General features: G+C 67.3%; 8 protein-coding genes. 6 read left to right on the forward strand and 2 right to left on the reverse strand.

The window, feature by feature from the left end; translation table 11 throughout:
* The first annotated feature begins 179 nt into the window (after positions 1-179).
* The 4 genes from pks2 (ACXDF8_RS03995) to ACXDF8_RS04010 are packed head-to-tail and all read left to right on the forward strand — an operon-like array spanning position 180 to position 10,697.
* Positions 180-6,461 (forward strand): sulfolipid-1 biosynthesis phthioceranic/hydroxyphthioceranic acid synthase, encoded by a 6,282-nt coding sequence (gene pks2 / locus ACXDF8_RS03995; RefSeq protein ID WP_457221947.1) that lies wholly within the window; start codon positions 180-182, stop codon positions 6,459-6,461.
* A gap of 22 nt (positions 6,462-6,483) precedes the next feature.
* Positions 6,484-7,920, forward strand: a complete 1,437-nt coding sequence (locus ACXDF8_RS04000) for a condensation domain-containing protein (RefSeq protein WP_457221948.1) — start codon at positions 6,484-6,486, stop codon at positions 7,918-7,920.
* A gap of 5 nt (positions 7,921-7,925) precedes the next feature.
* Entirely contained in the window at positions 7,926-9,329 is a 1,404-nt protein-coding gene (locus ACXDF8_RS04005; RefSeq protein WP_457221949.1) for a hypothetical protein, read from the forward strand.
* A 9-nt stretch (positions 9,330-9,338) separates the two neighbouring features.
* Complete coding sequence (locus tag ACXDF8_RS04010) at positions 9,339-10,697, forward strand: wax ester/triacylglycerol synthase domain-containing protein (protein WP_457221950.1); 1,359 nt, start codon at positions 9,339-9,341, stop codon at positions 10,695-10,697.
* A gap of 6 nt (positions 10,698-10,703) precedes the next feature.
* Here ACXDF8_RS04010 and ACXDF8_RS04015 read toward each other — a convergent pair whose 3' ends face one another.
* Positions 10,704-11,429 carry a GAP family protein gene (locus tag ACXDF8_RS04015; RefSeq protein ID WP_457221951.1) on the reverse strand — a complete coding sequence of 242 codons (726 nt, stop codon included), beginning with the start codon at positions 11,427-11,429 and terminating at the stop codon, positions 10,704-10,706.
* Positions 11,430-11,479: 50 nt separating this feature from the next.
* Positions 11,480-12,748 carry a glycosyltransferase gene (locus ACXDF8_RS04020; RefSeq protein WP_457221952.1) on the reverse strand — a complete coding sequence of 423 codons (1,269 nt, stop codon included), beginning with the start codon at positions 12,746-12,748 and terminating at the stop codon, positions 11,480-11,482.
* A gap of 177 nt (positions 12,749-12,925) precedes the next feature.
* Between ACXDF8_RS04020 and pks2 (ACXDF8_RS04025) the strand changes: the two genes are divergently transcribed.
* Both pks2 (ACXDF8_RS04025) and ACXDF8_RS04030 read left to right on the forward strand, forming a co-directional pair.
* Positions 12,926-19,189 (forward strand): sulfolipid-1 biosynthesis phthioceranic/hydroxyphthioceranic acid synthase, encoded by a 6,264-nt coding sequence (pks2, locus tag ACXDF8_RS04025; RefSeq protein ID WP_457221953.1) that lies wholly within the window; start codon positions 12,926-12,928, stop codon positions 19,187-19,189.
* A gap of 34 nt (positions 19,190-19,223) precedes the next feature.
* Positions 19,224-20,666, forward strand: coding sequence for a condensation domain-containing protein (locus tag ACXDF8_RS04030; protein WP_457221954.1), 1,443 nt, complete (start codon positions 19,224-19,226; stop codon positions 20,664-20,666).
* The last annotated feature ends 24 nt before the right edge of the window (positions 20,667-20,690 follow it).

Here is a 20,690-nt window from a genome sequence, read left to right on the forward strand (position 1 = left end):
AGAGGTGTAGGGGGCGGCAACATTGCACTATCCCTAATCGGAAACATGAAACATTTCTCGCGGTCTTAACGAAAAACGGCTAGGCTACCCAGCACATTGGCAACTTCGGCTTGGTGACTGCGCTACATACGTCAGGTTGAAGGCCCTGCCCCGCGTCAAGAAGTGAGGTGTGAGCGGACGTGCGTCAGACATCTGTGACCCCCGTTGCCGTCGTTGGCATGGCGTGCCGGCTGCCCGGTGGTATCGATTCCCCGCACAAGCTGTGGGAGGCCTTACTCGAGGGCGCCGACCTGGTCACTGAGATCCCCGCAGACCGTTGGGACGCCGACGACCTCTACGACCCCGAGCCCGGTGTCCAGGGCCGCTCGGTGTCGAAGTGGGGTGCCTTCATCGACGACGTCACGGGCTTCGACCCCGACTTCTTCAGCATCAACGAGCGCGAGGCCATCGCGATGGATCCGCAGCATCGGGTGCTGCTCGAGACCTGCTGGGAAGCTACCGAGCAGGCCGGCTTCACGCCGTCGTCGCTGGCGGGCACAGCCACGGGTGTCTTCATCGGCATGTCGCACGACGACTACGCGATGGTCACCAGTGACGCCGGCGCGTTCGACCAGGCCTACGCCTTCACCGGAAACCCGTTCAGCATGGCCTCGGGCCGCGTCTCGCATGCGCTGGGTCTGCACGGCCCCGCGCTGACCACCGACACCGCCTGCTCGTCGAGCCTCGTCGCCGTCCATCAGGCCTGCCGCAGCTTGCACGAGGGTGAAACCGACATGGCGCTCGCCGGTGGCGTCATGCTGATGCTCGATCAGCGCCTCTACGCTTCCGCCTCCGGGCAGGGCATGCTGTCGCCGACAGGCCGTTGCCATTCCTTCGACGTCGCCGCCGACGGCTTCGTGCGCTCGGAAGGCTGCGGGGTCGTCGTGCTCAAGCGTCTCGACGACGCCCAGCGCGACGGCGACCGCATCATGGCTGTCATCCGCGGCACCGCTGCCAACCAGGACGGCCGGACCGGCAACATCCTGACCCCGTCGGAGGAGGCACAGGTCTCGGTGTTCAACGCCGCCCTCGCGGTGGCCGGCGTCGATCCGGCTACGGTCGGCATGGTCGAAGGACACGGCACCGGGACACCCGTCGGTGACACCATCGAGTTCAACAGCATCTCACGGGTCTACGGCTCGGCCGGGCCGTGCGCGCTGACCTCGGTCAAGAGCAACTTCGGCCACGCCGAATCTGCGGCAGGCGTCCTCGGTCTGATGAAGACCGTGCTGGCCGTCCAGCACGGTGTCATCCCGCAGAACCTGCACTTCAACCGGTTGCCCGAGAAGGTCGCCAAGATCGAGACCGGACTGTTCGTCCCGACCGAGACCACGGAGTGGCCGGTCGACCAGGACGGCGTACCCCGGCGCGCTGCGGTTTCCTCCTACGGCATGTCCGGAACTAACGTCCATGCGGTTCTCGAGCAAGCTCCCGAGTCGGCCGGCGCCACGACGGCGGCCACCGACGCGCACGCCGACCTTCTGTTCGTGCCGGTGACTTCGACTTCGGTCGAGGAGCTGCGCCACACCGCCGAGCGGCTGGCCGACTGGGTCGAGACCGCCGGTGACGAGCTCTCGCTGTCTGACCTCGCTTACACGCTGACCCGTCGGCGCGGGCACCGCCCGGTCCGTACCGCCGTCATCGCCGATGATCGCGCCGATCTGGTCGAGCGGCTGCGTCAGGTCGCCGGAGGCGACGAGCCCTTCCAGCCCGCGGTCGGCCACGACGACCGTGGACCGGTGTGGATCTTCTCCGGCCAGGGCTCGCAGTGGGCCGCGATGGGAACCGGACTTCTCGCCACCGAACCCGTGTTCGCCGCCAAGATCGCCGAGATCGAGCCGCTCATCGCCGCCGAGTCCGACTTCTCGGTGACCGAAGCGATGACCTCGCTCGAGACGGTAGAGGGTATCCACCGGGTCCAGCCGACGATCTTCGCCATGCAGGTCGCGATGGCGGAGACGATGAAGTCCTACGGCGTGCAGCCCGGTGCGGTGATCGGCCACTCGCTGGGCGAGGTCGCCGCGGCCGTGGTGTCCGGTGCGCTGTCGCTGGAAGACGGCGTCAAGGTGATCTGCCGCCGATCGCTGCTGTGCTTGCGGCTGGCCGGCGGCGGCGCGATGGCGTCGGTCGAACTGCCCGCCCAGCAGGTACGCGAAGAACTCGAAAAGCAGGGCATCGAGGACGTCGTGGTCGCCGTAGTGGCCTCACCGAAGTCGACCGTCATCGGCGGCGACACCGAGACGGTGCGCCGCATCGTGGCGGCCTGGGAGCAGCGCGAGATCATGGCCCGTGAGGTCAACGTCGACGTCGCGTCGCATTCCCCGCAGGTTGACCCGATCCTCGACGAACTCGCCGAGATGCTGTCCGATCTCACCCCGCAGGCCCCCGAGGTGCCCTACTACTCGGCGACCTCCTTCGACCCGCGTGAGCAGCCGTACTGCGACGCCGACTACTGGGTGGACAACCTGCGTCACACGGTGCGCTTCGCGGCCGCCGTGCAGACCGCACTCGAGGACGGCTTCAGGGTGTTCGCGGAACTGTCCCCGCACCCGCTGCTGATCCGTCCGATCGACCAGACCGCGGCCACGCTGGACATCTCCGTCGCTGCGATCGCCGGTATGCGGCGCGGCCAGGAGGTTCCGCACGGGCTCGGGGAATTCCTGGGCAATCTCTACGCGGCCGGCGCGCACGTCGACTTCTCGGTGCTGTTCGCTGCCGGCGAGTTGGTCGATGCGCCGCTGCCGTCATGGACTCACCGCAGCCTGGCGCTCGCCCCCGAGGGTGCGGAGCAGTCCCGCGGCGCCCATCTGGTCGCCGCCCACCCGCTGCTGGGTTCACACGTGCGTCTGCTGGAGGAGCCCGAGCGGCACGCGTGGGCCGCCGAAGTCGGCACCGGCGCACACCCGTGGCTGGCCGACCACCAGATCAACAACGTCGCGGCGCTGCCCGGCGCGGCGTACTGCGAGATGGCCCTGGCCGCCGCACGCACTGTCTTCGGTGACGCCTGCGAGGTCCGCGACGTCACGTTCGACGCGATGTTGCTGCTCAAGGACGAGACTCCGGTTAGCGCCGTCGCCTCCGCCGGAGCATCGGGCGCTCTGGACTTCGTCGTCGAGACCGACCAGGACGGTGAGCGGGAACGCCGTGCCGGCGCGGTCCTGTGCGCTGCCGACGACGACGAGCCCCGCACCTACGACATGGACGTGCTGCGCGACGCGCATCCCAACCGCGCCGACGGCGAAGGTGTCCGGCAGTGGTTCGACGGGCGCGGCGTGCAGTTCGGTCCGGCGTTCACCGCGCTGGTCGCGGTCAACGCGGCAGAAGAGACGGCTGACACCGTGCTGGCCGAGATCGGCCTGCCGACCGCCATCCGCAACCAGCAGACCTCCTACGGTGTGCATCCGGCGTTGTTGGACGCCTGCTTCCAGTCGGTCGCCGCGCACCCCGGTGTGCAGGCGTCCGGCACCGGTGGCCTGCTGCTCCCGCTGGGCGTGCGACGACTGCGTGTCCACCGCCCGACCCGCAATGCCCGGTACTGCCTGACCCGCGTGACGTCGCTGGACGGCTCGTCGGTGGAAGCCGATATCGACCTGCTCGACGACTACGGCACCGTGCTCTTTTCCGTGCAGGGCTTGGCCATGGGCAGCGGCATGTCGGAGGCCAACGAGGGCGATCGGGTCCTCAACGAGCGGCTGCTGGCTATCGAGTGGCGCCAGCATCAGCTCGGCGAGATCACCCACGGCAACTCGGCGACCTGGCTGTTGGTCAGCACCTCCGACGCCGCCGACCTGTTGACCTCGGCGCTCACCGACGCGCTCAAGCTCAACGACGCCGACGTGACCACGATGTCGTGGCCGCAGCAGAGCGATCACGCGGGCAACGCCGAGCGCTTCGCCGCCCACTTCTCGGCCGGCGCCTTCGACAACGTCGTCGTCGTCACCGCCGGCCGCACCGGTTGCCCCGAGGAGCAGCTGCCCCATCGAGGCGGCGAGCACGTCCGCCACCTGGTGCGGATCGCCCGTGACGTCGCCGACACCGAAGGAGAGGCGCCGCGGCTGTATGTAGTCACCCGCAACGCCCAGACGGTGCTCGCCGACGACCGGCCCAACCTGGAGCAGGCAGGCCTGCGCGGCCTGCTTCGCGTCATCGGCGCCGAGTACCCGCAGCTTCGTCCCAGCCAGATCGACGTCGACGACGACACCGACGCCAAACTGGTCGCCCAGCAGCTGCTGACCGGCAATGAGGAGGACGAGACCGCGTTCCGCCGCGGCCAGTGGTACACCGCTCATCTCTACCCGAGCCCGCTGCGGCCCGACGAGCGCTACACCACCGTCGTCGACCACGCCCGCGACGGCATGCGGCTGCAGATCCGCACGCCCGGCGACATCGAGTCCCTGGAGCTGGCAGCGTTCGACCGCATCCCGCCGGGGCCCGGCCAGATCGAGGTGGCCGTCACCGCGTCCAGCCTCAACTTCGCCGACGTGCTGCTGGCCTTCGGCCGCTACCCGAGCTTCGAGGGCCTCAAGCCGCAGCTGGGCCTCGACTTCGCGGGCGTGGTCACCGCGGTCGGCCCTCAGGTCACTTCCCACCGCGTCGGTGACCATGTCGGTGGCATGTCGACCAACGGCTGCTGGGGCTCCTTCGTCACCTGTGCCGCCGACGTGGCCGTGACCCTGCCCGCCGGCCTGCGCGACGACCAGGCGGCCGCGGTCACCACCGCCGCCGCCACCGCGTGGTACGGGCTGCACGACCTCGCCCGGATCAAGGCCGGCGACAAGGTGCTGATCCACTCTGCCACCGGTGGTGTGGGCCAGGCCGCGATGGCTATCGCACGCGCGGCCGGCGCCGAGATCTACGCGACGGCCGGCACCGAGGAACGCCGCGACACGCTGCGCGAGATGGGCATCACCCACGTCTACGATTCGCGCACTGCGGCATTCGGCGAGCAGATCCGCCGCGACACCGACGGGTACGGCGTGGACATCGTGCTCAACTCGTTGACCGGCGCCTCACAGCGCGCCGGGGTGGAGCTGCTGGCCTTCGGCGGACGGTTCGTCGAGATCGGTAAGAAGGACATCTACGGGGACACCCGGATGGGTCTGTACCCGTTCCGGCGCAACCTGTCCTTCTACGGGGTCGACCTGGCGCTGATGGCCAGCACGCACCCCGAGCAGATCCGCGAACTGCTCGACACCGTCTACCGGCTGACCGCCGAAGGTGTCCTGCCGCAGCCGGAGACCACGCACTACCCGCTGGCCGACGCCGCCACCGCCATCCGCGTGATGGGTGCCGCCGAGCACACCGGCAAGCTGCTGCTGTCGGTGCCCAAGGTCGGGCACAGCAGCGTCGTCGTGCCGCCGGAGCAGGCCAAGGTCTTCCGCCGCGACGGCTCCTACATCGTCACAGGCGGCCTCGGCGGTCTGGGCTTGTTCCTCGCATCGAAGATGGCCGCTGCCGGCTGCGGACGGATCGTTCTGAACTCCCGTTCGGAGCCCAAGGCCGACGCGCTGGAGGAGATCGACCGCATGCGGGCCGCCGGCACCGAGGTCGAGGTCGTCAGCGGAGACATCGCCCTGTCCGAGACGGTGGACCGCCTGGTGGCGACCGCCACCGCGACAGGACTGCAGGTGCGGGGCGTGCTGCACGCCGCGGCGGTCGTCGAGGACGCCATCCTGACCAACATCAGCGACGAGCTCATCGACCGGGACTGGGCGCCAAAGGTCTACGGCGCGTGGCATCTACACCGGGCCACCACGGCGCAGCCGCTGGACTGGTTCTGCTCGTTCTCCTCGGCGGCGGCGCTCATGGGCTCGCCCGGCCAGGGCGCCTACGCGGCGGCCAACAGCTGGCTGGACGGGTTCACCCATTGGCGTCGCTCACAGGGCCTGCCCGCCACCGCGATCGCGTGGGCGGCGTGGGACCAGATCGGCGCGGGCAAGCACCTGGCCGCGGCCGGCGATACCGCGATGATCAGCCCGGAGGAGGGTGCGCATGCGTTCGCGGAGTTGTTGCGCCACGACCGTGCCTACACCGGCTACGCGCCGATTATCGGCACGCCGTGGCTGACCGACCTTGCCGCGCGCAGCCCATTCGCCGACGCCTTCCAGGCCAGCGGCGACCGGCCCGCAGACACCAGCAGTTTCCGTGCAGAGTTGCATGAGCTGCCGCGCGAGGAGTGGCCCACCCGGGTTCGCCGTCTGGTATCCGAGCAGCTCAGTTTGATTCTGCGCCGCTCGATCGACCCGGACCGGCCGATTTCTGAGTACGGGTTGGACTCGCTGGGCAACTTGGAGTTGAGAACCCGCATCGAAACTGAAACGGGAATACGTGTGCGATCGATGGACATAACGACGGTGCGGTCGTTGGCCGAAGGATTATGTGAAACCTTGGCCGGCGTCATCACGTCAGTTCCATCCCGCTGATAGGTCGATAGGGGAATCAAGGGTGGTTTCGCTTACTGCGATCCATGATTGGGTCGATACACCGGGAACTGTGGTGTCCTGGAGCCCGTCACCGGGCTGCCTGAAGAAGGTTCAGGACGCGCCGGTCAGTTCGGTGCCTGCCAGCTACCAGCAGGCCCAGCACATCCGCAGCTACCGCAACCATTCGGCCAACGGGCTGGAGATGGCGCGGCTGCTGATCCCGGCGTGGAACATGCCGGGCCGGTGCGACGTGCGGGCGATGACCTATGTCATCAACTCGTACCTGCGGCGCCACGACACCTACCACAGCTGGTTCGAGTTCGACGACAACGACGACCTCGTCCGGCACACGCTCAGCAATCCGAGCGACATCCAGTTCGTCGCCACCAAGCACGGCGAGATGAACTCGGCGCAGTGGCGCATGCACGTCCTGGACACGCCCAGCCCGCTCGAGTGGGACTGCTTCCGGTTCGGCGTGATCCAGCGTGCCGACCACTTCACGTTCTACGTCAGCGTCGACCACCTGCACGCCGATGCCATGTTCATGGTGGCGCTGTTCGTGGAGATGCACATGAACTACGAGGCGCTGGCCGGTGGTGGCGCACCGATCAAGCTGCCGGAGGCCGGCAGCTACCAGGACTACTGCGTGCGCCAGCACGACTACACCTCGCAGCTGACGCTGGAGTCTCCCGACGTCCAGGGTTGGCTGGAGTTCCTGGACAGCAACGGCGGCACGATGCCCACGTTCCCGCTGCCGCTGGGTGATTCGAGCGCGCACTGCACCGGTGACCTGCTCACCATGGAGCTGATGGACGACCACGAGACCGACCGTTTCGAGTCGGCGTGTACCGCGGCCGGCGTCCGGTTCATCGGCGGGGTGTTCGCCTGCGCGGCGGTCGCCCACCGCGAGCTGACCGGTGACGACAATTACTACGTCATCACGCCGACGACCACGCGCAGCACCCCGGCGGAGTTCATGACCACCGGCTGGTTCACGGGCGTGGTGCCGCTGTCGGTGCCGGTCGCGGCCCGTTCGTTCGCCGAGGTGGCCCGCGCCGCCCAGGCGTCGTTCGACACGGGTATGTCGACGGCCAACGTCCCGATCGAACGGGTCTACGAGCTCGCGCAGTCGGTACCCGGCATCCGGCCGCCCGGCCCCGGCGTGCCGATGCTGTCCTACCTCGACGTCGGCCTGCCGCCGTTGAACCCGGTCATCATGTCGCAGTGGTACGCGCTCAACGGCCACATTTACACCGACCTCGGTGCCGCAAACCAGGTCGGTATGTGGGTGAACCGGCGCGCCAACGGCACCATGATCACCGTCGCCTACCCGGACAATCCGATCGCCCGGGAGTCGGTGGCCGAGTTCGTCGAGCACATGAAGTGTGTCTATCTGCGGGTGGCCGACGGCCGCTCCGAACTGGTGTCGTCACCGCGTCTGCCCAAAGCAACGGTCTGACCTCGGTGGGCGATGATCGCCACCGGTCCGCGAGTTCCTGGCGCCGGGCCGGGTCTTCGGGGGCCGACAACCTGGTCTCGTACACCGATCAAGCGCTGCTGCTCGCGCTGCGGGGCGCGGGCCAAGAAGCGGTGATGCAGGTCCTGTGGATCTACGAGCACGACCTGGACCTCGATGGCGTCCGCCGGTTCCACCGTGACTTCGGTCATGGCTTGGTCGGCCGGCTGATCGAGACGTCGCCGCTGCCCTTCGGTCGGCATCGGTGGGTCTCGGCGCCGGGTCCGCAGGCGCCGCTGGCTATCACCGAGCAGCTCCGGCCGCGCGCTGAGTTGTACGACTGGGCTCATCAACAGGTCGAGCTGCCGCTCGATCCCGAACACGGGCCGGCCTGGCGAATGGGTGTTCAGCCTTTCACCGACGGAAGCACCGCGGTCAGCCTGGTGCTGTCCCACACCGTGGTCGACGGCGCGGGTGCCGTGGTGTCGGTGGCGGCCGCGGTCCATGGCACCGGTACCGACATCGGCTATCCGTCCAGGGGATCGCGCACCCGGCGTCGCGCGCTGATCGAGGACCTCAACCAGCTTGTCGACGATCTGCCCGAGATCGGCCGGACACTGAAGCGGGCGGCCAAGGTGGCCACCCGCCGCCGCGGTGAACTGGTGCGCCGCGACGACACGGTGTCACCGCCTCGGCCTGCCGCCCATCCCAGCACGTACGTCGAGACCGCGTTCACCACCGCGTTGGTCGACATCGAACAATGGGATGCCCGCGCGGAAAGCCTTGGTGGTAACCACTTTTCGCTGGTTGCCGGGTTCGCGGGCAAGCTCGCCGAGATCCTCGGCCGGACCCGGGGTAGTGACGGGGCGGTCACGCTGATGATCCCGGTCAGCGAACGCGAGACCCTCGAAGACACCGGCGGGAACGTGGTGAGCATCGCCAACGCCACCTTCGATCCCGGCCCTGTCACCAAGGACCTTTCCGGGGCTCGGCTGGCGATCAAACAAGCCATCCAGACCGCACGACAGACCCCCGACGAGATGGTCGAGCTGTTGCCGCTGATCCGTTTCCTGCCGCGGCGGGCGATGGGACGCATCGCGGATATGACCTTCGCGTTTTCCGCCGACGTCCCGGTGTCCTGCTCGAATCTGGGAGATGTCCCGGACGACCTGCTGCGGGTCGACGGCACGGTGGCCGAGCGGTTCTATTTCCGTGGTATCGACCGCCATCTGACGGCCGACGTCCTCGAACGGCGCCGCGGTTTGATGACGGTGGCCTCGATGCGGTTGGGCGGTAAGGTCGTCGTGCCGGTGATGAGCTATCAGCCCGGTGCGAACAACTCGCGGTCGCACCTACGCGAGGTGATCGCCCAGACATTGGCAGAGTTCGACCTGACGGGTGTGATCGAGTAAAGGTGATCAGTGAGCACTGAACCGCAGGAGCATCGGCTCGAGTTCCTCGACCAGACGGCCTTCGAGATGATGCGCGCCACCGGACGCGGCCAGCTCATGCAGTGCGTCTGGGTGTACGAGCATCCCGTTGACATCGAGGGGTTGCGCCGGTTTCACCGTAACTTCACCGCATCCCTGGGCAGTCGGCTCATCGAGACCTCGCCGCTGCCATTCGGCCGGCCGCGCTGGGTGACCCCACTGGGGCCACCACCGCCTATTCGATTCTCTGAAAACCCCCGTCCCCGTTCAGAATTGATGGATTGGGCGGACGAGCTGGCCACGCTCCCCATCGATCCGGAACACGGGCCCGGCTGGTATCTGGTGGTCCAGCCGCTCACCGACGGATCGACTGCGATCAGCATGCTGGGCTCGCACTGCATCGGTGACGGTGTCGGGGCACTGCTGGCCATCTTCGAGGCGGTGACGGGCAACATCCGCGACGTCGGCTACGACGCTCCCGGTTCGCGCACCCGCATGCAGGCGATCAAGGCCGACCTGCGCCAGACCGTTCGCGATCTCCCGCAGACGGCCCGCACCGTGGTCAAGGCCGCGAAGGTGGCACGCCAGAAACGCAAAGATCTCGCCGCGTCCCGCGCGTCGCGGTCGGGTGAGGTCGGTGTCGCCGCCGACGAGACCGTGGTGATCCCCTCGATCGCCGTCTACGTCGACGCCGCCGAGTGGGATGCCCGAGCTGAAAGCCTGGGCGGAAACAGCTATTCGCTGCTGGCGGGTGTGGCCGCCAAGTTCGCCGAGCGCCTGCAGCGGCGGCGCGTCAGCGACGGCGCGGTGACCCTGGTGATCGCGATCAACCTGCGCGAGAGCCTCGATGACGATCGCGCGCTGGCGATGGCGTTCGCCAACGCCACCGTGGATCCGGAGAAGGTCACCATCGACCTCTCCGAGGCGCGGGCGGCGGTCAAGGTGGCGCGCGAGGCCGCCAAGGCGCAGACCGACCCGACGATGGAGCTGTTGTCGCTGATCCCGTGGCTGCCGCGCAGCGCGGTGAAGCTGGTGGCCGAACTACTGTTCGCCTACTCCGATGACCTGCCCGTGTCGTGCTCCAACCTCGGTGAGCTACCGCCGCAGCTGGCTCAGCTCGACGGCACCGACGCGGAGTACGTGTTCATCCGGGCGCTGGACCAGAACGTGACGCGCAGCGAGATGATCCGGTCGCACGGTCAGCTCGTCGTGGTGTCCGGACGTATCAACGGCAAGGTGACGATCTCGGTCGAGGCCTATCAGAACGAGGGAGAGAACTCCAAGCCGCGGCTGCGGGAACTCGCCGCCGAGACGATGGCCGAGTTCGGCCTCACCGCGGTGATCGACTAGCGGGGCTCACAGCCCGTGCAGGCCGACTCCGACCAGGACCAGGCCGACGACTCCGACGAACATCCCGGCGTGGCGCCGGGTGCGGGTGCGGATCCATTCGTTGAACCGCTGCACCCAGACACGCGTCTTGGCGGGCGCGACCAGGAAGCTCAGTAGCGGGATCACTGCGGCGGAACTGGCCAGCAGCAGGAAGGTGATCAGTGCCGAGGCCTGGGCCAGCGCCGAGGCCTTCGAGGCGATGATCAGGGCGAGCAGGGCCATGTAGTCGATACTCGGCATCGCCAGGGCTGCGCCGATGGATCCAGAGAACCACGAGGATTCGCCTTGGACGAACCCGCGGACACGGGTCGAGAGGCGCTTCATCGCCGTCGGCGGCCGGTCGTCGACGGCGACGGTGCCCTCACCCACGACGGGCGACAGGACCGGGGCCGGGGTCTTCTTGCCGAACTGTCGCAGCGGGATGTTGGAGGCCAGCACAGCCGCGAGCAGGACTGCCACCAGGCCCATCCCGATCTGGATATGGGCGGGGTTGAAGTTGCCCTTGCTCAGGAAACTGTGGTGGAAGACGAACAGCACCGCGAAGCCGACGCTCAGGCTCATCGCCAAGCCGGTGCACAAGAAGACAACCAGGTGTCGGACCGGTCGCGGCCTGGTCAGCAGTAGCGCGATCAACCCGATGCGTGCCGGCTCGATGCTGACCGCGAAGCCGAGTAACAGCACGGTTGTCCACACAAGCAGAAATTCTACCTTGCCGGCGCCATTCGGGCTGACTCCGAGCGCGATCAAACGGCTTTGCGGACGGCTTTCTCCAGCAGATCCGCCGCCGTAGCGACGCTGGTTGCCGGTGGGGTCATCTGCTCCGCAATCCGGCGGGCCTGACCTGCGACTTCCGGTGTCAGAATATCGCGAAGATCGGCTAGCAGGGACGTGCTGGTGGTCGCCGAGAACCGGCGGAAGGTACCGATGCGCAGCCGCTTGATCTGTTTGCCCCAAAGGGGTTGTTCGGCGGCCACCCACAGCACCAGCGTGGGGACCCCGGCGCGGACCCCGGCGGCCGTCGTACCGGCTCCGCCGTGGTGGACGACAGCGCGGCAGGTCGGGAAGACGGCGGCGTGGTTGACCGACGCGACCACCTTGACGTGCTCGGGTGTGTCGATGCCGTCGAACTCGGAGAAGCCGGCGCAGATCAACGCTCGCTCACCGAGGGTGGCGCACACTTCGCCGATCATGCGGACGGCGTCGGCGGGGGAGTCCAGCGGCATGCTGCCGAACCCGAAGTAGATGGGCGGCGGTCCGGCGCTGACCCAGGAGGTCACCTCCTCGTCGTCCGCGGTGGGCAGCTGCAGCGTTATCGAGCCGACCAGTGGCCGCCGCTCACCCCATTCCGCGGGCAGGCCGGGAAAGAACACCCTGTCATAGGCCTGGATCTCGAGTGCGTCGGTGGCCTCGATGCGCGCCACCGGCCGGCTGTGCGCCGGCGGTAGGCCGAGAGTGTGGCGCTGCTGGGTCTCCGCGGGTTTCAGCAGTTGCCAGTGCATCCATTCGCCGGCGGCGTATCCGGCACTAAGCAGGCGGCTGGGCAACCTGAGAACCTGGGTGTTGGCCCGCACCGGGAAGTAGTGCACCTCGGCCAGCGGAAGATTCTGCGCTTCAGCAATATTCGCGGCGATCTCTTGGTAGGCGGTACCGCTGACCATGAGGTCGGCGCCGTCGGCCATGGCGCTCAGCGTCGCATTCATCTCGGTCCAGCCGCGGGTCGCCGCCGCTCGCGCACGGCGCAACGCGTTCAACGGATTGCCCAGCTTCATCCAATCCGCCGGCGTGGCCGCGGTCAATGCGTCCGGGCGTTCGAAGACGTCGCCCTGCAGTTGCTGCTGGGAGTCGGGGCCGTAGCCGACGGCCGTGGGCAGGCCCGCGGACCGCACGAAGTCGACCAAATTGGGGGGCACCGCCACACGTACCTCATGACCGCGGCGCTGAAGTTCGAGGGCAATCGCTGCACAGGGTTCGACGTCGCCACGCGTCCCGTGGATGCTCACCGCGATCTTCATCGATCACCATTATCGCCCCCCGGGCATGACCCGCTGTCAACCCGGTCGAGGGCGACGAGGTCGACGCAGCCGATGTCCTGGCACAACAGCGGAGCGCTCACTGCGTCTCGCATCACACAGCGAAACCACATGTCTTGCAGAGTGAAAACCAATGGAGGCAAAGAATGGTGCGTCAACATGGACAAGACTGCGGTTGCTCCTGTCGCTGTTATCGGTATGGCGTGTCGACTGCCCGGCGGTATCACGTCACCCGAAGAGCTATGGGAGGCGCTACTCAGGGGTGACGACCTCGTCGCCGAGGTGCCGCCAGACCGGTGGGACGCCGAGGAGTATTACGACCCTGAGCCCGGCGTGCCGGGCCGCTCGGTCACCAAATCCGGTGCCTTCCTCAGCGACGTGGCCGCTTTCGACGCCGCGTTCTTCGGTATCAGCGAGCGGGAAGCCGCGGCCATGGATCCACAGCACCGCCTGCTCCTGGAGACGGCCTGGGAAGCGGTGGAGCGAGCCGGGCTGAATCCGGCGCGGGTGAGCGGATCGCGGGTGGGTGTCTTCATGGGCCTCACCCACAACGATTACGCCTACCTCAGCGCCGACAGCGGTGCACTGGAGGGGCCGTTCGGGTTCACCGGGACCAGTTTCGCGATGGCGTCTGGGCGGATCTCCTATGCGCTGGGCGTCCACGGTCCGGCGCTGACCATCGACACCGCCTGTTCCTCGGGTCTGAGTGCTGTCCATCTAGCCTTTCGCAGCCTCCTCGAAGGTGAGAGCGACATGGCGCTGGCAGGCGGGGTCTCGGTTTTGCTGGAGCCGCGCAAGGCGGCCTCCGGGTCGGCCGCCGGCATGCTGTCGCCGTCGGGCCACTGCCATGCTTTCGACGTAGCTGCTGACGGGTTCGTGTCAGCCGAGGGCGTTGCGGTGGTGATGCTCAAGCGGCTTGCTGACGCGCAGGCCGACGGTGACCGCATCCTTGCGGTCATCCGCGGCACCGCCAGCAACCAGGACGGACACACGGTGAATATCGCGACGCCGTCGAAGGACGCCCAGGCCGCGGTCTACCGTGCGGCGCTGGATGTCGCCGCGGTCGACGCCGATACGGTCGGCATGGTGGAGGCGCACGGAACGGGTACGCCGGTCGGCGATCCGATCGAATTCGCAAGTCTGGCTGACGTATACGGCAAGAAGGGCCGGTGCGCCCTGGTCTCACTCAAAGCCAATTTCGGCCATACTCAGTCGGCTGCCGGTGCCCTGGGCCTGATGAAGGCCGTGCTCGCGGTGCAGCGCGGCATTGTTCCGAAGAACCTCCACTTCACCCGGCTACCCGACGCGATGGCGGCGATCGAGACCGGGCTCTTCGTGCCGCAGACCCCGGGGCAGTGGCCGGTCGGCGACGGCCCTCGGCGGGCAGCCGTCTCGGCGTACGGGTTGTCGGGCACCAATGTCCACGCGATCGTCGAACAGGCGCCGGCGGATACCGCGCCGCGGCCGCCGCACGCCGGGGGACCGCGGTTGTTCCTGGTGTCGGCGTCCTCGGCGGAGGAATTGCGCCGTACTGCGGTGCGGCTTGCCGATTGGATCGCGCAGCACGACGAAGTGTCACTGGGTGACGTTGCCTATACGTTGGCACGCCGACGGGGGCACCGGTTGGTGCGTACCGGAGTGGTCGCGGCAAGTCGAGACGAGCTGGTCGACCGGCTGCGCGAGATCGCCGACGGGCATACACCGTTGGAAAGTTCCGTGGGACAAGATGTTCAGGGGCCGGTGTGGGTCTTCTCCGGTCAAGGATCGCAGTGGGCGGCGATGGGAGCCGGGCTGCTGCAATCGGAACCGGCGTTCGCCGCCGCGGTGGCCGAATTGGAACCGCTGATCGCAGCCGAGTCGGGCTTCTCGGTTACTGAGGCGATGTCGTCGGTGGAGACGGTAACCGGTATCGACCGGGTGCAACCGACGATCTTCGCGGTGCAGGTGGCGCTGGCGGCGGCCATGAAATCCTACGGGGTGGCCCCTGGGGCGGTGGTCGGGCATTCGATGGGGGAGGTCGCCGCCGCGGTGGTCGCTGGTGCGTTGTCCCCGGCCGACGGCGTCGCCGTCATCTGTCGACGCTCGAACCTGATGGCGTCGATCGCCGGCGGCGGTGCGATGGCATCGGTGGAATTACCAGCGGCTCAGGTGCTTTCGGAGCTCACAGCACAGGGCGTGTCCGACGTCAGTCTGTCGGTCGTCGCCTCTCCGTCCTCGACGGTCGTCGGTGGCCAACCAGATTCGGTCCGAAAGTTGGTCGCGGGATGGGAAGCCCGCGGCGTCATGGCCCGTGAAGTGGCGGTGGACGTCGCTTCGCACTCGGCACACGTCGATCCGATCCTCGACCAGCTGGCCGACCAACTGAACGGCCTTCAACCACAGGTGCTTTCGGTCCCGTATTATTCGGCGACGCTGTACGATCCGCGTGATGTGCCGGAGTGGGACAGCTGGTACTGGGTGGACAATCTGCGTCACACAGTGCGGTTCGCCGCGGCCGTTCAAGCTGCCATCGAAGACAAGCATCGGGTGTTCGCCGAACTGTCGCCGCATCCGCTGTTGACGAATGCGGTGCAGCAGACCGCCGCCAGTCTCGATGTTCCGCTGGCCACGCTTGCCGGCATGCGCCGCGGGCAGGACTTGCCGCACGGGCTGCTCGGACTGGTCGCCGATCTGCACAACGCCGGTGCGGCGGTGGACCTGTCGGTGTTGTTCCCGGACGGAAACCTCGTCGACGTCCCCTTGCCTACCTGGTCTCACCAGACTCTGTTGTTGAACGCCGACGCCAAAGAGGGGCGAGGCCGAGGAGCGCACACCGTGGTGGTGCATCCACTGCTGGGTTCGCACGTGGTTCTTCCCGAAGAACCTGAGCGTCACGTCTGGCAAGGCGAGGTCGGGACGGTCGCCGAGCCGTGGCTGGCGGACCACTCGGTCCACAATCTGGCCGTGCTTCCCGGTGCCGCCTACTGCGAGATGGCGTTGGCGGCGGCACGGACAGTGCTCGGTGACACCGGCGAGGTCCACGACATCACCTTCGACCAGATGCTGCTTCTCGACGAGGAGAACCCCATCTCGGCACAGGCCACCGTGGCCGCGCCCGGAGTTGTCGACTTCGCTGTCGACACCTATAGCGACGGTATGTTGACCCGGCGGTCGGCCGCTGAGCTGCGCGTCGGCGATGCCGAGGACCGGTGTCCAGTTCGCGACATCGCCGGGTTGCTAGCCACCCATACTGTGCGCACCGAGGGGTCGGACCTGCGGGCCGCCTTCGGCGCGGTGGGTATTCACCACGGTGCAGCCTTCGCCGGACTGGCGGCTGCCTACACCCCGCAGTCGGCCGTCGGTTCGGTGCTCGCGGAAGTCTCATTGCCGGGTCCGCTGCGCTCGCAGCAGGCCGGCTATTACATTCATCCGGCACTGCTAGACGCCTGTTTTCAGTCCGTGGTGGCCGACGCGAGTGTCCAGAGCGCCGCCGCCGGTGGGCTCCTTCTGCCATTGGGGGTGCGCAGGATTACCGCCACCGGGCCGGCCCGCCATGCTCGCTACTGCTACAGCAGGACCGTCACGGCCGACGCGAACGGTATCGAAGCCGACCTCGAGCTGTTGGACGACAACGGAGCTGTCCTGGTGAGCCTGCAGGGGCTGCGGCTCGGCACCCGAACTTCGGAACAAGGAACTGCCGCGCGGGTTCTCGGCGAGCGGCTGCTGGCCATCGAGTGGTTGGCCCGCGACCTACCCGAAACTGAACCCGATGAGTCGGGAGCTTGGCTGCTCGTCGAGACGGCCGATTGCCCTGATCCGTTGACCAGCGAACTGGCCGATGCGTTGACGTCGGCCGGCTTTGCCGCCACGACGTTGGCCTTGCCGCAGTACAGTGACCAGCCGGTGAGCACCCAGCCACTGCGCACTCAGCTGGGCGAACGCAGCTACGCCGGCGTGGTGGTGGTTGCCGGGCCACGGCGAGACGAGGCTGGACCCGGCACCGGGCGTCGAGGCGAAGCCCAGGTGCGTCACCTGGCGCACATCGCTCAGGAGCTGACGGCGATCGATCGAGAACTGCCCCGGTTGTACGTCGTGACCCGCGGTGCCCAGACGGTGGCAGCCGACGATGTGGCCAACCTGGAGCACGCCGGGCTACGCGGCCTGGTCCGGGTGATCGGCATGGAGTATCCGCATCTTCGGGCTACTCAGATCGATCTGGACGAACGCACCGGAGCCGGGCCGCTGGCTCGCCAGCTGGTAACTGACGCCGACGACGACGAATCCGCGTGGCGCGACGGGCAGTGGTACGTGGCGCGGCTGACCCCGGCCCCGTTGCGTGCGGACGAACGGCAGCGAAAGTCCGCCGCATACGGACACGACGGTGTGCGGTTGGTGGTCCGAAGTCCCGGGGACCTGGAGTCGCTCGAGTTGGTCGCCTTCGAGCGCGTCGCGCCTGGGCCGGGCGAGATCGAGGTGGCGGTGAGCGCCTCGAGCATCAACTTCGCCGATGTCCTCATTGCCTTCGGTCGCTTCCCGAGCTTCGAGGGACGGATCCCCGGTCTTGGCATGGACTTTGGCGGGGTGGTGTCTGCCGTCGGACCCGGTGTCACCGAGCATCGGGTCGGCGACCGGGTCGCCGGTGTGTCGGGTCAAGGGTGCTGGAGCACGTTTGTCACCTGCGATGCCAACCTTGCCGCCATCCTTCCTGACACCTTGTCTGAGGCGCAGGCCGCCGCCGTGGCGACTGCGGCGGCCACCGCATGGCATGGGTTGCATGACCTCGCCGGGGTTTCGGCGGGGGACAAGGTGCTCATCCACTCCGGCACCGGTGGGGTGGGTCAGGCGGCCATCGCTATCGCCCGTGCGGCCGGCGCGGAGATCTTCGCAACCGCCGGGAGCGAAGGCCGCAGGCAATGGTTGCGCGACAACGGTGTAGAGCATGTATACGATTCGCGCAGCGTTTCGTTCGCCACCGAGATCCGGCGGGACACCGATGGTTACGGCGTCGACATCGTGCTCAACTCTGTCACCGGCCCGCTGCAACGCGCCGGCATCGAGCTGCTCGCGTTCAATGGCCGCTTTGTCGAGATCGGTAAGCGGGACATCTACGGAGACACCCGGGTGGGGTTGTTCCCCTTCCGCAAGAACTTGTCGTTCTACGGACTCGATCTCGCACTGATGACCGTTACTCATCCGGCGATCGTGAGCAGACTGCTGCACAAGGTGTTTGAGCTGACCGCCGAGGGCTACCTGCCGATGCCGCGGGCGACGCACTATCCGTTGGAGGATGCGGCGACGGCGATCCGGCTCATGGGTGCGGCCCAACACACCGGCAAGCTGCTGTTCGACATTCCCCGGTCGGGTAGCGCCGACGCGGTGGCCGTGCCTTCCGAGGTTCCGGTGTTCCGCGGGGATGGCGCCTACGTCATCACTGGCGGTTTGGGCGGTTTGGGCCTGTTTCTTGCCGAGAAGATGGCCGCGGCCGGGTGTGGCCGCATCGTGTTGAGCTCGCGCAACGCGCCCAGCCTCAAAGCTCGGGAGATCATCGAGATGATCCGGGCGAGCGGGGCCGACGTCGTGGTCGAGTGCGGCGACATAGCCGAAGCGGGGACCGCTCAACGCCTGGTGCGAGCCGCCACCGAATCGGGGTTGTCGCTGCGGGGGGTTCTACACGCCGCCGCGGTGGTCGAGGATGCCACCCTGACCAATATCACCGATGAGCTGATCGCGCATGATTGGGCCCCAAAGGTTTACGGAGCATGGAATCTGCACGACGCGACCGCGGCTCAACCGCTGGATTGGTTCTGTGTGTTCTCCTCCGCGGCAGCGCTGGTGGGTTCGCCGGGCCAAGGCGCCTACGCGGCGGCCAACAGCTGGGTGGACGCGTTCACTCATTGGCGCCGCCGCCAAGGCCTGCCGGCTACTGCGATTGCATGGGGTGCCTGGGCCGAAATCGGCCGCGGTACCGCGGTGGCCGAGGGCGACGCGTCGATAGCACCGGACGAGGGAGCGTACGCGTTCGAGGAACTGTTGCGGCACAACCGCACCTATACCGGGTACGCGCCACTCATGGGGGCCGGCTGGTTGACAGCGTTCGCCCAGCGCAGCCCGTTCGCCGAGGCATTCAAGTCGACGGGGCGCAGCGCGTCCGAACGCAGCAAATTGCGTACGGAACTGGTGGCCCTGCCAATCGCGGAGTGGCCGGGTCATCTGCGCCGCGTGATCGCCGAACAGGTCAGCCTGCTTCTGCGCCGGTCCATCGACCCGGACCGCCCGCTCTCGGAGTACGGGCTGGACTCCTTGGGAAACCTCGAACTGCGGACCCGTATCGAGGCTGGTACTGGAGTCCGGATCAGCTCCGCCGACATCACCACCGTACGGCGGCTGGCCGAGCATCTGTGCGCGAAGCTCGGAGCCGAAGAAACGGCATCGGCGCCCTCATGATCACCGCAAATCGTTACGAGACAGGAGGATCCCGTTGTTAGTAGGACCGATCGAGATTGGACCGATCGATGATTGGGAGCCCGGTCCAGGATCGCTGGTCTCATGGCAACCGACGCCGGCGTCGCGGGCCAAGGCGTTGAACGCACCGTCCAGTACTGTCCCGCCAAGCTACATCCAGACCCGACATGTGCGGGGGTTAGTTCAGCAGGCCGCCCGCGGCATCGATCACTCCCGCCTGATGATCTTCAGCTGTCGGATGCCAGATCGATGTGACATTCGGGCGATGACCTACCTGATCAATGCCCATCTGCGCCGGCACGACACCTACCGAAGCTGGTTCGAGTACATCGACGACGACAACATCGCCCGGCGCACTCTCGCCGATCCCGCCGACATCGAAGTGAAACCGACCCGGCACGGCGAGCTGGATTCCGCCGAACTACGGGCGCATGTGCTCGCCACACCCGATTGCCTGCACTGGGATTGCTTCGGCTTCGGTGTGATTCAGTGCGACGACCACTTCACCTTCTACGCCGCTATCGACCATCTCCATGTCGATGGACAATTCGTCGGGGTGGGCCTCATCGAGTTCCGGATGATGTACGCCGCCCTGGCTAGCGGGGCGGCGCCGACCCAGTTGCTGCCGGCCGGCAGTTACGATAACCACTGTGTCGCTCAACGTGAGCACACCTCGGCGCTGACCTTGGATTCGCCGGAGGTGCGAGCCTGGGTGGACTTCGCCGAAAAGAACCAGGGGACCTTCCCCGAGTTTCCGCTGCCGCTGGGCGATCCCGCCATCCCCTATGACGGTGATCTTCTCACCGTCGAACTGATGGATGAGGACCAGACCCAACGGTTCGAGGCTGTCTGTGTCGAATCGGGCGCTCGCTTCATCGGTGGTCTGTTCGCCGCGGTTGCGTTGGCTCTTTACGAATTAACCGGCTCTGCAACGTATTGCGGTTTGACGCCGATGGATACTCGCAGCACGCCTGAGGAATACACCACCCAGGGTTGGTTCACTGGCCTCGTTCCGGTGACCGTGCCGGTCTCTGCCGATTCCTTCGGCGCCACCGCGCGCGCCGCTCAGGAGTCCTTCGACGTCGGCCGGGACCTGATCAGGGTGCCGTTCGAGCGGGTTGTCGAGCTGGCGCCGGAACTTAAGCGGCCCCGCCCGCTGTTCGCGATGCTGAACTACTTCGACGCAGGCGCCGGACCGTTGGCTCCGTTGCTGACCGGTCTTCCCACCGACACGGCCGTCGCGGCCTACAGCGACGGGCGGCTGACCTATCCGCTCAGCACGATGGTGGGGCGCTTCCGCGACACGGTTGTGACGATGGTGTTCCCCAAGAACCCGGTGGCGCGGCAATCCGTCACCGCCTATGTGGAGGCCCTGACCTCGGTCTGCCACCGCGTCGCCGACGGACATGGTGATGCTCTGGTACGTCAACTGAGTGAGACATCCGGCCAGCCGAGTTGACGTCCGCCATCTCAGAACCTCAGT

The organism is Mycolicibacterium sp. CBM1 (assembly GCF_054073305.1).

Excerpts from the sequence above, each read along its gene's own strand:
- ACXDF8_RS04020 (WP_457221952.1), bottom strand. The coding sequence starts at position 12,748 with ATGAAGATCGCGGTGAGCATCCACGGGACGCGTGGCGACGTCGAACCC.
- pks2 (WP_457221953.1), top strand. The coding sequence starts at position 12,926 with ATGGACAAGACTGCGGTTGCTCCTGTCGCTGTTATCGGTATGGCGTGT.